This window comes from Pseudomonas sp. NBRC 111131 (assembly GCF_001320525.1).
Taxonomy (GTDB): domain Bacteria; phylum Pseudomonadota; class Gammaproteobacteria; order Pseudomonadales; family Pseudomonadaceae; genus Aquipseudomonas; species Aquipseudomonas ceruminis.
This window is the reverse complement of the sequence record NZ_BCBH01000002.1, coordinates 229,600-245,236: the sequence shown is the minus strand read 5'-3', so window position 1 is coordinate 245,236 and position 15,637 is coordinate 229,600. Positions and strand designations below refer to the sequence as shown.

Annotated in this window: 12 protein-coding genes; 10 read left to right on the top strand and 2 right to left on the bottom strand. The window is 62.7% G+C overall.

Going from position 1 to position 15,637, the window contains the following annotated elements:
• Window positions 1-111 precede the first annotated feature (111 nt).
• Window positions 112-336, top strand: coding sequence for a hypothetical protein (locus APH34_RS03205; protein WP_054899725.1), 225 nt, complete (start codon window positions 112-114; stop codon window positions 334-336).
• A gap of 23 nt (window positions 337-359) precedes the next feature.
• Here the strand turns inward: APH34_RS03205 and APH34_RS03200 are convergent, their stop codons facing one another.
• The gene (locus APH34_RS03200; protein ID WP_054899724.1) at window positions 360-608 is read right to left on the bottom strand and encodes a hypothetical protein; all 249 of its coding nucleotides are present in this window, start codon (window positions 606-608) and stop codon (window positions 360-362) included.
• A gap of 304 nt (window positions 609-912) precedes the next feature.
• Between APH34_RS03200 and APH34_RS03195 the strand changes: the two genes are divergently transcribed.
• From APH34_RS03195 to APH34_RS03155, 9 genes are all read left to right on the top strand, one after another.
• The gene (locus APH34_RS03195) at window positions 913-3,819 is read left to right on the top strand and encodes an FAD-binding and (Fe-S)-binding domain-containing protein (RefSeq protein WP_054899723.1); all 2,907 of its coding nucleotides are present in this window, start codon (window positions 913-915) and stop codon (window positions 3,817-3,819) included.
• Window positions 3,820-3,923: 104 nt separating this feature from the next.
• Window positions 3,924-5,492 (top strand): PucR family transcriptional regulator, encoded by a 1,569-nt coding sequence (locus APH34_RS03190; RefSeq protein WP_054899722.1) that lies wholly within the window; start codon window positions 3,924-3,926, stop codon window positions 5,490-5,492.
• Between the two features lie 200 nt (window positions 5,493-5,692).
• On the top strand, window positions 5,693-6,976 hold the full coding sequence (gene gabT, locus APH34_RS03185; RefSeq protein WP_054899721.1) for a 4-aminobutyrate--2-oxoglutarate transaminase: 1,284 nt from the start codon (window positions 5,693-5,695) through the stop codon (window positions 6,974-6,976).
• A 48-nt stretch (window positions 6,977-7,024) separates the two neighbouring features.
• Window positions 7,025-8,473 carry an NAD-dependent succinate-semialdehyde dehydrogenase gene (locus APH34_RS03180; RefSeq protein ID WP_156358053.1) on the top strand — a complete coding sequence of 483 codons (1,449 nt, stop codon included), beginning with the start codon at window positions 7,025-7,027 and terminating at the stop codon, window positions 8,471-8,473.
• 94 nt (window positions 8,474-8,567) lie between these two features.
• Window positions 8,568-10,010, top strand: coding sequence for an amino acid permease (locus APH34_RS03175; RefSeq protein ID WP_054899720.1), 1,443 nt, complete (start codon window positions 8,568-8,570; stop codon window positions 10,008-10,010).
• Between the two features lie 25 nt (window positions 10,011-10,035).
• Entirely contained in the window at window positions 10,036-11,067 is a 1,032-nt protein-coding gene (locus APH34_RS03170; protein WP_054899719.1) for a histone deacetylase family protein, read from the top strand.
• 16 nt (window positions 11,068-11,083) lie between these two features.
• Window positions 11,084-12,037, top strand: a complete 954-nt coding sequence (locus APH34_RS03165) for a glyoxylate/hydroxypyruvate reductase A (protein WP_054899718.1) — start codon at window positions 11,084-11,086, stop codon at window positions 12,035-12,037.
• Between the two features lie 139 nt (window positions 12,038-12,176).
• On the top strand, window positions 12,177-13,511 hold the full coding sequence (locus tag APH34_RS03160) for an MFS transporter (protein ID WP_054899717.1): 1,335 nt from the start codon (window positions 12,177-12,179) through the stop codon (window positions 13,509-13,511).
• A 166-nt stretch (window positions 13,512-13,677) separates the two neighbouring features.
• Entirely contained in the window at window positions 13,678-14,148 is a 471-nt protein-coding gene (locus APH34_RS03155; RefSeq protein ID WP_054899716.1) for an Lrp/AsnC family transcriptional regulator, read from the top strand.
• A gap of 69 nt (window positions 14,149-14,217) precedes the next feature.
• Here the strand turns inward: APH34_RS03155 and APH34_RS03150 are convergent, their stop codons facing one another.
• Window positions 14,218-15,465, bottom strand: coding sequence for an OprD family porin (locus tag APH34_RS03150; RefSeq protein WP_054899715.1), 1,248 nt, complete (start codon window positions 15,463-15,465; stop codon window positions 14,218-14,220).
• Between the last annotated feature and the right edge of the window lie 172 nt (window positions 15,466-15,637).

Sequence of the window (15,637 nt, the reverse complement as noted above, 5' to 3'; positions counted from 1 at the left end):
GGGACAAGTGGCTGCCAAGGCTCAGCATGCGGGGTATTGGCCCAATCGGATCAAACTTTCCGGCGCCGCCAGGTTCTTCTGAAAGACAGGCAATCACGCAAGGAGAACACCATGAAGCACCCTGACCCTAAGCCCGCAGACAAGGTCCCGCGGCCGATTTCGTCGGAGCAGGCCCAGCAAGGCGAAGCTTCGCCAGACCCGGTACTGGAGCGGCCAGACCCGGACACCGAGGCCGTGGACAAGGTAATCACTCCCACCTCGATCAAGGAGCAGGAAGCACAAGCGCGCAAGATCGAACGCACGCTTGCCGATGTAGAACAGAAAGCCCGCCGCTGAAGCAAGCCCGGGCTTCGCTGCGGCTACCGCCCGGGCTCCATCGAAGTGTTCTTCTTCCAACCGCGCAGGTTCATGGCGCACAGGCAGATCTGCAGGATGATCAAGGCCCAGGCCTGGGCCTGCCAGCCCCAGACCGACCACAGCAGGTTGCTGGCGATGAAGCAGCAGAAACCTACTTTGCGCCGGCCGGGGCGGCTTGAGCCGATGCACCATGCCGCCAGGACGGTCAAGGCCATGGCGGGCCATTCAAGCAACTTGATCCAGTACTCCATCAAACATGCCCCGTGGGTTGGTGTTCAGACGTGGGACTTGGAGGGGGCGGTGAGGGTTCAGTCTGCACGGGCTGCCCGCAGCGGCCAGGCATGCCTCGCGTGCCCAGGCCGTCGCGGTTTAAACCCTCATGCAGGATGGGCGGTAACCTCCTACCGCACGTAGGTGGAACGGCGTGATTGTTCCTTCTTGGCATACGTAGAGCGCAGGGCAGGTGCCCCCTACAGTACCGGCACTGCGCCGCTGTCTGTCTGCGGACGACAACACAAGACGCGACCGTGCCGATGATCGAGAAGGTTTCGCTCCATGACCCAGAACACTCCTATCCCCTTTGACTTGAACGTCTTGCTCAGTCTGCGCGAGAAGCTGGCAGCGCAGACCAGCGCCGAGATCAGGTTCGACGCAGCGTCGCGCGCGCTTTACGCTTGCGAGGCTTCGAACTATCGGCAATTGCCGATCGGCGTGGTGATACCCAGGACGCTCGAGGACATCGTCACCACCGTCAACCTGTGCCAGGCGGCGGGCCTGCCGATCCTGCCCCGCGGGGCCGGGACATCCATGTGCGGGCAGGCGGTGAACGCTGCCGTGGTGATCGATGCCTCCAAATACCTGCATGCGATCGGCCACATCGATGTCGAACGCCGTATTGCGCGGGTAGAGCCCGGGGTCATCTGCGACCAGCTCAAGGATGAAGCGGCCAAGGTTGGCCTGACCTTCGGCCCGGACCCGGCCACCCATAGCCGCTGCACCCTGGGTGGAATGATCGGCAACAACTCATGTGGCGCCCACTCGGTCATGGCCGGCAAAACTGTGGAGAACGTCGAGCGGCTTGAGGTGCTGACCTACGATGGCGAGCGCTTCTGGGTTGGCCCCACGGATGACGCGGCGCTGCAGGAGCACCTGCAGGCCGGTGGCCGGCGGGCGGAGATCGTCCAGGCCTTGAAGGACCTGGTCGACCGCCATGAAGACGAGATCCGCCGGGGTTTCCCCAAGCTCAAACGTCGCGTATCAGGGTACAACCTCGACCAGTTGCTGCCGGAAAACGGCTTTAACATCGCTCGGGCGCTGGTGGGGGTGGAGGGAACCTGTGTCACTATCCTGCAGGCCGAGACGCTGTTGGTGAAGAACCCCACGCACCGGGTACTGGTTGTGCTGGGCTATGAGGAAATCTACTACGCCGCCGACTCGGTGCCACAGTTGCTGCCGCTGGGCCCGATTGCCATGGAGGGGTTGGACGATGGCATCATCGGCGGGCTCAAGGCACGCGGCATGAAGCTTGCCGATATCGCGCAGCTGCCGGCAGGCAACGCCTGGCTGATGATCGAATTCGGTGCGCTGTCCACCGAGGAGGCCACCGCACTGGCGCAGCGGGCCGTGGCCATCGCGCCGCAATTGCCGGGGCGGCCGAGTGCACGGCTGGTGACAGACAAAGGCCTGATGAACCGCATCTGGACCATTCGTGAAACCGGCGCTTCGGCGACCTCGCTGGGCCTGGACCCCAACGAACCGGACCCGGTGGTGGGCTGGGAAGACGCGGCGGTCGAGCCGGAACACCTGGGCAAGTACCTTCGCGAGTTCAAGCAACTGGTCGCGCGTTACGGCTACAAGACCAACCTCTACGGGCATTTCGGAGATGGTTGCATTCACTCACGGATCACCTTCGACCTGAAGTCCGACAGCGGTGTACGCAATTGGCGCGCCTTTCTCGAGGAGGCTGCGCACCTGGTGGTGCGCTATGGCGGCTCGCTGTCGGGCGAGCATGGCGACGGCCAGGCCAAGGGGGAGTACCTGCCCATCATGTATTCCCAGGCGATCATGCAGGCCTTTGCCGAGTTCAAGGCCATCTGGGACCCGCTTAACCGCATGAACCCAGGCAAGTTGATCCACGCGATGCCTGTCGATGCCAACCTGCGCATGGGGCCTGGCTACAGTCGTCCAGCGGTGCAGAGCGCCTTCACCTACGATGCCCGCCTGGGCAGCCAGGGGCTGGCACGCGAGGCGGAGCGCTGCATCGGCATGGGCAAGTGCCGTTCGTTGGACGGAGGCACCATGTGCCCAAGCTTTCGCGCCACCCGCGAAGAAAAGTACTCGACCCGTGGTCGCGCCCGGCTGTTCTTCGAGCTGCTCAAGGGGGAGGTCATCGAGGACGGTTGGCAGAACGAGCAGGTCAAGGATTCGCTGGACCTGTGCCTGAGTTGCAAAGGGTGCAAGACCGACTGCCCGACCAACGTGAACATCGCGCGCTACAAGACCGAGTTTCTCAGCCGCTATTACGCCGATAAACGCCGCCCGGTGATGGATGCCATGATCGGCCGCATCGGCGAGTGGCTGCCCCATGCCACCAAGCTGTCGCCAGTGCTCAACTACGCCATGGGCAACCCGTTGGTCCGCACCGCGGGCGCCTGGTTCGGCCTGGCCAGGCACGCCCGGTTCCCGAAGATTGCCTCGCAGAGTTTCCGCGCCGGCACCACCGCCAAACGCTTGCTCAAGGAAAGCGACCGCCACAGTGGGCGTGAGGTGCTGTTGTGGGTGGACAGCTTCAACAACGGGTTCACGCCCAAGGTGCTCGAAGCCGGTGTGCAGGTGCTGGAGCTGTTAGGCTTGCGCGTGAAACTGATGAAGCGCCACGTTTGCTGCGGCCGCCCGTATTACGATGTGGGGATGGTCGACCAAGCCAAGGCCAACCTGACGCAAATCCTCGAGCAGCTTGCGCCGGTGTTGGAAGAGGGTATGCCGGTGCTGGTGCTCGAGCCCAGTTGCCTCTCGGTGTTCCGCGATGAGATGCCAGGGCTGTTCCCGCACGACCCGCGGGCCAAGCAGCTGGAAAAATCCATCATGACCCTCAGCGAGTTCATCCGCAGCCGCGGCCTGCAACTGCCGGCGATCAACGAGGATGTGCGCATCCACGGCCATTGCCACCAGAAAGCCTGTGGCGGGATGGCGGCAGAACAGGGCGTGCTGGAGAAGCTTGGCGGCAAAGGGCAGGTGATTCAGGCCGGTTGCTGCGGGGTGGCAGGCGCCTATGCCTATCACAGCAAGACCGCGCCCATTGCCAAGGTCATTGGCGAGCAGGCGTTCAAGCCGTGCATCGACCAGATTCCGCAGGAGGCTGCGGTGGTGGCGGACGGGTTCAGCTGCCGTGGGCAGATCCGCAACGTCAGCGGGCGTGAACCCCTGCACCTGGCTGAGTACCTGGCAAAAATACTCGGGTAGGCTGCAGCAGGCGGCATACACGCATCGGCCACGGGCTGCTAATGTCGCGCGTGGCCTGGCCGTTCGCTGCCGGTGGTTCGCCAACACAGCAAGGAAACTCGACAATGAAACTCGACGCCGCGATCCAACACACGGTGCTGCGCGAAGCCACCGTGGTGGCCGGAGCAGACGCCATGGCGCGCGAAATCACCTGGGTGCATATCGTCGACCACCCCGAGATCACCAACTGGCTCAAACCCGGTGAGCTGCTGCTGACCACCGGCTACAACTGGCCGGTTGCGGATGACGAGTGCCGTGAGATGGTACGCCGGCTGAGCGACATCGGGTTGGCAGGGGTGGTGTTGGCGGTGCCGCATTTTCGTGAGCACTTCACCCAGGCGGCCATCGATGAAGCCAACCGCTGCAATTTGCCGTTGCTCGAGCTGCCCTGGGAGATCCAGTTCAGCGAGATCATGCACGACGTGCTGGCGCGGATCATCAACATCCAGGCTGAAATCATCCGCCGTTCGGACCTCATCCATCGCACGCTCACCGAAGCCGCGCTGGAAGTGAACAACCTCCAGGGGCTGGCCAAGGCGCTGCATGCAGCCCTGGACAAGCCTGCCACGGTGGTGTCCAGTGACGGCACCGTGCTGGGCAGCTCGCTGGCCGCCGCCAGTGAGGACCAGGAGCGGGCGCTGATCCGCCGCATCATTGCCCAGCAGAGCCTGGCGGCGTTCTTCGGCGCCAACACGGCTGTTACCCTGGACGCCGGGCATGGCTGGGGCTGCGCCCGCCTGGGAGGGGCGATCAGATTGCGCGGTGAAGTGGCTGCGGTGATCTGGCTGGACAGCGACAGCGACCCCTTCGAGGAACTCGACGCGCGTGCGCTGGAGCATGCGCTGGTGATCGCGGCGCTGCACCTGAGCTATCAGCGCCAACTTTCTGACCAGGAGACACGTCTGGGCTACGCCTTTGTGGCCGGCCTGCTGGAGGGCAAGTTTTCGGCGACGCCCAGCGCCATCGAGCGCGCCCAGGCATCGGGTTGGAGTGAAAACCGGGCGTACCGGGTCTGCCTGGTGCTGCTCAACGAACCCATTCCCTTGTCCATCGAGGGCTTCAATCGCCGCTCGAAAATGACGGACCGCCTGGCGGTGACCATGCAGGGGCTGGATGTCGCACCGCTGATCTCGGTATCGCTCAACCAGATCAGCTTCCTGTTGCCGGCCGAAGTAGCGCCGGAGGCCGTCTGGAAGGTGATCCGTACCGAAGGGGGGGCGCTTGCCGTGAGCCGGGTCCATCGGGGCGTGACCGGTATGGCCCAAGGCGCCGAAGATGTCTCGGCGCTGCTTGGCCTGCTGCGCCCTGGCAAGTTGCATGACTTCGACGAGGTGCTGTTCCCCAGGGCATTGATGGGTGATGCAGATGCCCGCCGCTTGCTATTGGAGCGCATGATCGAGCCGCTTGAGCATCCCAAACGGGGTAACGCGTTGACCGAAACCGCCCTGTGCCTGGCGGGTGAAGGCTTTCAACTGCTCAATACCGCCAAGGCACTGGACATTCACATCAGCACCTTGCGCTACCGCGTCGAGCGTATCGAGCACTTGCTCGGGATCTCCCTGGATAACCCACAGGACCGCTTCAAGCTACAAGTGGCGGCGCAGTTGTACCGGTTGGTCTCGGAGGCGTTCTGACCGTGTGAGCGCCGCAGCATGGCCGCTGCCCCTGAGCCCGCCTGGCAATGATGCCACGCGGGCTTTTCTGTGTGCGGTCCGGTGGTGTGCGGTTCCTACTTTTCGTGGGAAACACCTGCAATTTCATCCTGTGCCGGGTGCGTATCTGCACAGGGAGGCGCTGGCTAGCATTCGCCCACTGACACAAAAAGGTGAATGCCATGTCCTCTCAACAAAAACTGCCCGTCTCAGCCCGCACGCAGCATGTCTCCAACGGCATCGCGGTCGCCCATCCGATCACAGTGAGCCGCGCTGCCGGCGCTTATCTCTGGGACGATCAAGGCAAGAAGTACTTGGATTTCGTGGGCGGGATCGGTGTGCTGAACGTCGGCCACAACCATCCGCGGGTGGTCGAGGCGGTGCGCAAGCAATTGGATACCTTCTCGCACATCTGCTTCCAGGTGGCGGCCTATGACCAGTACATCGACCTGGCCGCCAAGCTCAACCACCTGGTTGGCGGCCAAGAGCACTACAAGTCGGTGTTCCTGACCACGGGGGCCGAAGCAGTGGAGAACGCGATCAAGATCGCGCGCGCCCACACCAACCGCCCGGCTGTGATTGCCTTTCGCGGTGGCTTCCATGGTCGCACCCTGATGGGCATGAGCCTGACCGGCATGAGCCAGCCCTATCGCCAGAACTTCGGCCCACTGGCGCCGGATGTCTACCACGCGCCGTACCCCAACGAATACCGCGGCGTTACCACTGAAAAGGCCCTGGCGGCCTTGCAGGAAGTGTTCGACACCCAGGTCGCTGCCGACCGCGTGGCGGCGATCATCATCGAACCTGTGCAGGGCGACGGCGGCTTCATCGCGGCGCCGGTGGACTTCATGCGCGCGCTGCGCAAGAAGACCGAAGAGCTTGGCATCGTGCTGATCTGCGATGAAATCCAGACCGGTTTCGGCCGCACCGGCAAGCTGTTCGGCTTCCAGCACGCGGGCATTCAGCCCGATCTGGTGACCGTTGCCAAGAGCCTGGCCGGCGGGTTGCCGATCTCCGGTGTGGTAGGGCGTGCGGCGATCATGGATGCGCCGTTGCCCGGCGGCCTGGGCGGCACCTACGGCGGTAACCCGCTGGGCTGCGCCGCAGCGCTGGAGGTGATCAAGATCTTCGAGTCGGAAAACCTCACCGAGCGCAGCCAGGCGATTGGTGAACAACTGCTCAAGGGCTTCAAGGCACTGGAAGGACGTTTCAACAGCATTGGCCATGTGCGCGCCATCGGCGCCATGGCGGCGGTTGAGTTCGTGACCGACAGGGCCAGCAAGGCGCCGGATGCCGCCCTGGCTCAGCGTGTCATCGATGCAGCCCGTGAAGAAGGCCTGCTGGTGATCAAGTGCGGTGTGTACCGCAACGTCGTGCGCTTCATTTGCCCGCTGGTGATCTCCGAGCACGACGTGGCAGAGGCGCTGGGCATGTTCGAGCGCGCCCTGGCGGCCGCCAAGGCCTGACCTGTGTTACGCGCTGTTCCTTTGAAGCCTGTTGATGGAGCAAGATCCGTGAATACCCCTGCAGAACACGTCAAAGCCTGGCAGTTGGCATCACTGCCAGCCGGCACCGCCGACCGCAAGACCTATGAAGTCATCAACCCCGCCAGCCAGCAGCCCTGCGCCACCGTGCCCGACTGCACCGCAGCCGATGCCAGGCAACTGGCCGATGCCTCGGTCGAGGCGTTCGACGCCTGGAAGCAGACCACGGCGTTCCACCGTAGCCAATTGCTGCGCAAGTGGTTCGAGCGCATGGTCGCGGGCGCCGAGGAAATCGCTCAGGCGATTTCCACCGAGATGGGTAAACCCGTCAAGGAGGCCGTAGGGGAGGTGATGTATGCCGCCGGTTTTGCCGAATGGTATGCCGAGGAAGCCAAGCGTCTGTATGGCGAGACCTTCGCCAGTCAGTTCGAAAACAAGCGTCTGTACGCCACCCGTCAGCCTGTGGGGCCGGTATACGCCGTCACGCCGTGGAACTTCCCAGCGGCGATGATCACCCGCAAAGTCGCCCCGGCACTGGCGGCCGGTTGCACGGTAATCGTCAAACCGGCCGAGCAATCGCCGCTGACGGCGTTGTTGCTGGAGCAATACTGGCGCGAAGTCGGCGGCCCTGCGGGCACCTTCCAGGTGATTACCTCCAGCAACCCGTCTGCGATTTCTGGGGTGTTCTTCCAGGATCGGCGCATTCGCAAGCTGACCTTCACTGGCAGTACCGAGGTCGGCGTGCTGCTGTATCGCCAGTCGGCTGAAACCATGAAACGGGTATCGCTGGAGCTGGGCGGCCACGCGCCGTTCATCGTTTTTGCCGACGCCGATATTGCCCGGGCGGCCGACGAAATCATGGCCTGCAAGTTCCGCAACGCCGGGCAGACCTGCGTGTGCACCAACCGGATCTACGTGCACACATCGGTCAGCGCGCAGCTGCTCGATGCCTTGGCCACCCGTATCGCGGCGCTGCGAGTCGGTGACCCTGCGGCCGCCGATACGCAGATCGGGCCGCTGGTGGACGCCCAGGGCCTGCAGAAGGTGCGCGAGCATGTCGAGGACGCCGTGGGCCGCGGGGCGAAAGTGGTCGTGGGAGGACAGCCGCTCGGCGGCCTGTACTACCAGCCCACCCTGCTGTGCGACGTGGCGCCGGGCATGCGGATTCTGGAAGAGGAAACGTTCGGTCCAGTGGCGCCTGTCCTGACGTTCGACACCCTCGATGAGGTAGTGGCTGCAGCCAACGATACGCCGTTCGGCCTGGCCGCTTACCTGTGGACCCGTGACCTGGACACTGCTCACCGCGTTTCCGAGCGCCTGGACTACGGCATTGTCGGCATCAACGACGGCGCGCCGTCCACCCCCCAGGCGCCGTTCGGTGGCGTGAAGATGAGCGGCCTGGGCCGCGAAGGGGGCGTGTGGGGCATTCAGGAGTACCTGGATACCAAATTCGTCTCGGTCGCCCTGGCACCTCGCTGACAGGGTTGGCCAAGGGCCGGTCGCCGTCTGGCGACCGGCCCTTGGCCTGAGCCTCAGTAAAATCCCAACCACTATAAAAACAAAGGTACTGAAGATGGACGCGCGTGTAGTTGCCGAGAAATCGCAGCCTGAAAGCCATCTCAAAGCCGGGTTGAAATCCCGGCATCTGACCATGATGTCGATCGCCGGGGTGATCGGCGGCTCGTTGTTCGTCGGCTCCGGAAGCGTGATTCACAGTGCAGGCCCCGCAGCGGTGCTGGCATTTCTCACCGGCGGCATCCTCATGATGCTGATCATGCGGATGCTTGGCGAGATGGCCACCGCGTCACCGGACACCGGCTCCTTTTCCACCTATGCCGATCGCGCCATTGGCCGCTGGGCAGGGTTTACCATCGGATGGCTGTATTGGGGATACTGGGTCGCACTGATGGCCTGGGAAGCCTATGTAGCGGGCAAGATCCTCAACGGCTGGTTCCCCGCCGTCAGCGTCAATGCGTTCGTGCTCGGGACCACGTTGCTGCTGATCAGCATCAACTTTTTCAATGTGAAGAACTACGGTGAGTTCGAGTTCTGGTTCGCCCTGATCAAGGTCATCGCCATCGTCTGCTTCCTCACCGTGAGTTGTCTGGCTGTGCTGAACATCTGGCAGGTAGGGGAGGTCAGTGGCATCAGCAACCTCACGGCCCACGGTTTCGTACCCAATGGCATTGAGCCGGTGGTGGGCGCCATGCTCGGGGTGATGTTCGCCTTCCTTGGCGCAGAAATCGCGACCATTGCCGCCTCCGAATCGAAGAACCCCTCCCAGCAGATCATCAAGACCACTAAATCGGTGGTGTGGCGGGTGGGCCTGTTCTACGTCGGCTCGATCTTCCTGATCGTCTGCCTGGTGCCCTGGAACGACCCGATGCTGGGCCAGTCCGGTTACGGCTCGTACCGCCGTACCCTGGAGCTGCTGGGCGTGCCGGGGGCCGAGTGGCTGATGAATTTCGTCGTGCTCACCTCGGTCAGCAGTTGCCTGATTTCCGCCCACTACACCGCGTCGCGCATGTTGTTCTCACTGGCCAGCCGCGGTGATGCCCCGGCGTGCTTCAAGCTGACCAAGGCCGACAGCGGCGTACCGGTGTACGCGATCATCGGTTCCTGCGTGGTGGCAGTGGTCATGGCGCTGATCAACTTCAGCGACACCCTGCGGCCTCGGGACGTGCTGGATACCTTGATGAACATGACCGGCACCATTGCACTGCTGGTGTACCTGGTCATTGCCTGCTCACAGCTCAAGATGCGCCGCAAGCTGGAAGCCAGTGGACGCGATATCCCGTTGAAGATGTGGCTGTACCCCTGGCTGACCTGGGCCGTGATCGTGTTCATCGTGGTTTGCCTGGGGGCGATGTCGTTCATGCCGGACTATCAGGTGCTGGTGATTTCCACCGGTGGCGCAGGGGTGTGCCTGGCGCTGCTCGGGGTGTTCCACCAGATGCGTTGCAGCCGGCGCGCCCAGCGAATGTCCGGCACGGTGGGTGTGGGTACACGCGGTTGATGAGCCAAGACACTGGAGAATTAAAATGAAAGCGTTTCACTCCCCCGATAGCCTGTTACATGCTCCGGCTACCTACTTTCGGCGTGGCAAGGCCATTGCCCACCTGGAGCAACCGGCGCGTTATGACCTGTTGCTGGCCGCTGCCCGCCATGCCGGTCATGACATCGATCTGGCCTCAGCCTTCGGCGTCGAGCCGATCCTGCGGGTTCATTCGGGCCGCTACCTGAACTTTCTCAAGGCAGCCTGGGACCGGCGAGCGGAGATCGAGCCTGGGCTAGAGCACATCCTGCCGTCGCATTTCAAACGCCCGGAAATGCAGCACTACCCGACGCACATCATCGGCCAGGTCGGCTTCCACATGGCCGATCTGTCGACGCCCATCCACGCCCAGACCTACCAGGCGGTGATGGCCAGCGCCGATGTGGCGTTGAGCGCCGCCCGGCATGCCGCCAGCCATGGCCATGCTTATGGCCTGTGCCGGCCGCCGGGGCACCACGCTTCGGTGGAAAGTGCCGGGGGCTTCTGCTTCGTCAACAATACCGCGGTCGCCGCGGCCTACCTGGGTGACACGCTCAAGTGCCGGGTGGGGGTCATCGATATCGATGTACACCACGGTAACGGCACCCAGCACGTGTTCTACGACCGCGATGACGTGGTGACGGTCTCCATCCATGCCGACCCGTCGAATTTCATGCCGTACTACGCCGGCTACGGCGATGAAACCGGGCAGCACCGCGGCCTGGGTTACAACCTCAACCTGCCTTTGCCCCATGGCTCCGGTGATGAGGTTTACCTGGCCGCCATCGAACATGCGCTGGAATTCTGCCAACGGCTGGGGGTGGAAGCTCTGGTCGTCGCCCTCGGCCTGGATGCGTCCGAAGAAGACCCCAACGGTGCCTTGGCCGTTACCACCCAGGGCTTCCGTGAAGCTGGCAAGCGGCTAGGCGGCACCTGCTGGCCAACGGCATTGGTGCAGGAGGGCGGTTACCTGAGCGAGATCCTCGGCGAAAACCTCAGGGCCGTCCTGGATGGCTTCGATTCGGCACGCGGCCTATAAGCGGGAGCACAGTGATTTGAACAGGATTGATATCGTCGTTGCACCCGGCCCCTGGGCCGCCGAACCCTGGCGTCACGCTTTTGAAGCCCGCAGCGCAGGGCGCAAGGTCCACCTCTGGCCCCAGGATGGCGAGGTTGTGGCTTCGGACAACTATGTCATTTGCGCCTGGAAGGCCGACACGCAGGTTTTTCAGCAACCCAACCGGCCCAGGGCGGTGTTCTCGATGGGCGCGGGTGTGGATCACCTTGCTTGCCTGGCGGGCCAGGCAGCCATTCCGATCGGACGCATCCGCGACCCCGACCTGACCATGCGCATGGTCGAGTACGTCACCTTCGCCGTGCTCTACCTGCATCGCCAGATTGCCCACTATCGCCGCGAGCAGGCAGCGGCCCGCTGGACACCGGTCGTGCAGGCGGCTGCCAGCGACGTGCGTGTTGGCATCCTGGGTGCCGGTGTGCTGGGCAAGGCGTGCGGGCTGCACTTGCAGCAGCTGGGCTTTCAGGTGGCGGGCTGGGCGCGAACCTCCACGGATGTCGGCTTCAACGTGTTCAACGCCAGGGCAGGGCTTATCGAGTTGCTCCAGCAGACCGACATACTGGTCAACCTGCTGCCCAATACCCGGGAAACCCACGGCGTCATCGACCGGCAGGTGTTCGAAAGCCTGAGCCGTTGCGGCAAGCCCGGTGCGCCTGCGTTCATCAACGCCGGGCGCGGGGAAGCGGTGGTGCACAGTGACCTGCTGGCTGCCCTGGGGGACGGCACCTTGTCCGGCGCGGTGCTCGATGTGTTCGGGGTAGAACCGTTGCCGGCGGATGACCCGCTGTGGTCGATGCCCAATGTCCTGCTCACCCCCCATGTCGCCGCAGATTCCGAACCCGATGTGGTGGTCGGGCAGATCCTGCAGGACGTGGCCCGGCTCGAGGCCGGGCAGGCGCTCGAACACCCGGTCGATCTGGGCCGGGGCTACTGAGCGCGAACGCTGAACACGCACAACAAAAACAACAGGTGTTGCAGCTGCGGGCGGGTGCGCCGATGACCCTGTCGCGATGCCCGCCCATTTCCTCCGAGCTGCCGCGACGTGTCATACATCGAGCTGGAGAATACCGAACATGAACAAGCCATTCGAACCTGTACTGCAGGGCGCCGTACTGAGGAAAATCTTCTGGCGGCTGGTGCCGCTGATGGTATTGATGTACTTCGTAAGCTCCCTGGATAGGGCCAACATCGGCTATGCCGCACTGACCATGAACGCCGACCTGGGCCTGACCGTTGCCCAGTTCGGCTTTGCCACCAGCATCTTCTACCTGGGCTACATTCTCTTTGAAACCCCCGCCAACATTATCCTGCACAGAATCGGCGCCAGGCTGTGGATCTCGATCATCCTGCTGGCTTGGGGTGCCATGTCTTCCCTCACCTCGCTGGTGCCTGACAAGGACTGGCTGTACGTCACCCGGTTTTTTCTCGGCGTGGCCGAGTCTGGCCTGTTTCCTGGCATGGTGCTGTACCTGACGCTGTGGTTGCCCAGCCGTAACCGGGTCTGGGTCATGTCTCTGTTCATCACGGCCATGCCGCTGGCGGCGGTGATTGGGGCGCCGATCTCCACTGCATTGATGACCCACACCTCGGTTTTCGGGCTCGAAGGCTGGCGCTCGATGCTGTTTCTGGAGGGCTTGCCTGCGATCGCCCTGGCGTTCATCGTGTTCCGCTTTCTGCCCGATTCACCTGCCACAGCCCAATGGATGAGCGCCCAGGACGTGGCGGCGGTCGAGAAGGTGCTGCAGGTCGAAGCGCAGGGGCGGGACCAGAGTATTGCGCACGGCAGTATTCGCGCTGCGTTGCAGAGCTGGCGGGTGTGGGCCCTGGGGTTCGTCTACTTCGCCATCAACACCGCCATCGTCATCCTGCTGTATTTCCTTCCGCTGGTGATCAAGTCCTTCGAGCAGGCCTTCCAGACCCAGTACACGGTGTTCGAGATAGGCAAGATTACCGCCGTGCCCTTCGGCTTCGCCACGGTGAGCATGCTGCTATGGGCGCGGTTCACCGGCAGGACGGGTGTGGCCGCCTGGCATATCGCGCTGCCGCTGGTGGTGTGCGCGGTGGCTATCGGCGTGGCGATGTCGCTGCCGTCACCCGTACAGATCATGGTGGCGTTCGCGGTCGGATGCGCGGCCTGCTTTTCGTCGATGGCACCGTTCTGGCAGCTTCCCAGTCGTCTGCTGTCGGGCAAGGCGGCCGCGGCAGGCATCGGCCTGATCGCAGCCCTGGGTGCCTCGGCAGGCTTTGTGCTGCCGTACTTGATCGGCTGGGTGAAGGACCGCAGCGGTTCATTCGAACCGGCTTTCCTCTGCATCGGCATAATAATGCTCATCGGCGCTGGCGTGGTGATGCTGCTTGAAAAGCGTCCGCCCAGCAAACCGGTTGTACCGGTGGGGGTGAAACTGTGATATCGCGCAAACAAGTTCGCTCACTCCGATTGAGGGTGGCTCTCTAATGAATTGACACTCGATGGTGGGGAGTTTTATATATTCTCTCTTTATTAAGAAACCGCACGGCGCCCTGTAGGTCTTGCAGTTTTACTGCATAAATAAAGCAATAGTGAAGGAGTCCTGCGTGGCTGAACTCGATCGGATAGATGTGCGGATTTTGAACGCCGTGCAGGTCAACAACCGACTGACGTCGGAGGAAATCGGTGAGCTAGCAGGGCTCTCCCCGACAGCCTGTCAGCGGCGGCTCAAGCGGCTTCGCGCTGAAGGCGTGATCGAAGGGGATGTGTCGATCGTGGCGCCCAAGGAGGTAGGCAGGCACGTGACCATGCTGGTCTCGGTGACGCTGGAGCGAGAGCGTGCGGATATCATCGATCGGTTCAAGCAGTCGATTCGTAATACGCCTGAAGTGATGAGCGGTTTTTATATTACCGGTGATGCGGATTTCGTCCTGGTGGTGACGTCCAGGAACATGGAGGATTATGAGAACTTCACACGCCGCTTCTTCTATGAAAACTGTGATATTAAAAGTTTCAAGACGATGGTGGTAATGGATCGCGTCAAAGCGGGCTTCACCCTTCCGATCGAAGAAGTGTGAATGCGGCGGGGTGCAGTGCCCTGGTCGGCCCCATGGCCACCTGGGCACTGCACCTTTGACGAACGGCGCTCAGAACAGGTTGATCGGGTATTCAGTAATTACCCGCACCTCGTCAATCTGGCCGCCCCGCGCCGAGCTTCGGTAGCTGGCCTGGCGAATTCTGAACGACAGGTCCTTGGCCACGCCGGCCTGCACGACATAGCGCGCTTCGACGTCGCGTTCCCACGCCTTGCCATTCAGATCGCCGCCGGTACCATTTTTGAAGTCGGTACCTTTTACATAGCGGGTCATGAAGCTCAGGCCCGGCACGCCGTAACCTGCCATGTTCAGGTCATAGCGAGCTTGCCAGGACTTTTCGTTCTCATAGTCGAAGTCCGAATACTGCACCGAGTTGGCAAAGTTGTAGACCGCATTGCCATCGGGGCCATACACATAGTCGCCGCGCCCGGATACCTTCTGGTAGGCCAGGGTGATGGCATGGGTACCCACGCTCCAGGTTCCGCCCAGGCTCCAGATGCGGTTGTCCAGGTCGCCACTGCGGGCCTGGCCGATGCTCTGGGTGTCGTAGGCATTGAAGTCGAGCTTCAGTGACTGGCCAGGGCTCAGCGGTAGCAGGTAGCGCGTGTTCACGTAGTACTTGCGAAAGTGTTCTGCGGTCTTGGCGTAGTACAGGCTGCTGGAGAGCCGGTCGCTGAAGCTGTACACGCCGCCCAGGTAGTCCACGGTTGTCATGCGCCCGCTGTCACGGGAAGACTGGTTGCGGTTGGTCAGCCCGGTAAAGTGGCCCGCGTCGAGTTGCAGGCGCCCGAACGCTTTGCTGGTGAGCGAAAACCCGTCGACGGTTTCCGCCAGCAGGCGGCTGTCGGAGGTGGCCAGTACCGGTAGCGACATCACCTGTGTGCCGTACTTGAGCACACTGTTGGACGCCCGAACCTTCAGCGCTGCACCGGCCTTGGCCATGTCCTGCTTGGCGCCATGGCTGTTCTGTTCAAGCAGGCCGGTGCCGCCGCCCGTGCGGCCATTGCCGGTGTCGAGCCTGAATGCGTATTGGCCGATCACGTCGATGCCGATGCCGACGGTGCCTTGGGTGAACCCCGACTGCAGGGTGCCGATGAACCCCTGCGCCCATTCCTCGCCGTAATTCTGCTTCGCGCCGCTGGCGCGGTTGTCACGCTGCATGTACATGTTGCGGGCCTTGACCGACAACGTGCTGCCTTCGAGGAAACCTGTCGCTTCGGACTGCTCGCTGGCGTGCAGCAGTGGGCTTGCGGATGACGCCAGTAACAGTGCGCTCACACCCAGTTTACGCGTGCTCATTTCATACTCCGTTTGGTTGTTTTAATTGCGCGGCAGAGTGATGTAAATCGTTGGCCAGGCCTTTTTCTTGGCGTGCACGCACCCTGTCCGCGCCGGTGCAGGGCAGAGTGGGTACGTAGGTTGGCCTTTGCCTTGAGGGGTTGTTGCAGGTTTGCGATAACGCGCCAGCAAC

Coding starts and splice junctions, on each gene's coding strand:
- APH34_RS03205 (WP_054899725.1), top strand. CDS start 112: ATGAAGCACCCTGACCCTAAGCCCGCAGACAAGGTCCCGCGGCCGATT.
- APH34_RS03200 (WP_054899724.1), bottom strand. CDS start 608: ATGGAGTACTGGATCAAGTTGCTTGAATGGCCCGCCATGGCCTTGACC.
- APH34_RS03195 (WP_054899723.1), top strand. CDS start 913: ATGACCCAGAACACTCCTATCCCCTTTGACTTGAACGTCTTGCTCAGT.
- APH34_RS03190 (WP_054899722.1), top strand. CDS start 3,924: ATGAAACTCGACGCCGCGATCCAACACACGGTGCTGCGCGAAGCCACC.
- gabT (WP_054899721.1), top strand. CDS start 5,693: ATGTCCTCTCAACAAAAACTGCCCGTCTCAGCCCGCACGCAGCATGTC.
- APH34_RS03175 (WP_054899720.1), top strand. CDS start 8,568: ATGGACGCGCGTGTAGTTGCCGAGAAATCGCAGCCTGAAAGCCATCTC.
- APH34_RS03170 (WP_054899719.1), top strand. CDS start 10,036: ATGAAAGCGTTTCACTCCCCCGATAGCCTGTTACATGCTCCGGCTACC.
- APH34_RS03160 (WP_054899717.1), top strand. CDS start 12,177: ATGAACAAGCCATTCGAACCTGTACTGCAGGGCGCCGTACTGAGGAAA.
- APH34_RS03150 (WP_054899715.1), bottom strand. CDS start 15,465: ATGAGCACGCGTAAACTGGGTGTGAGCGCACTGTTACTGGCGTCATCC.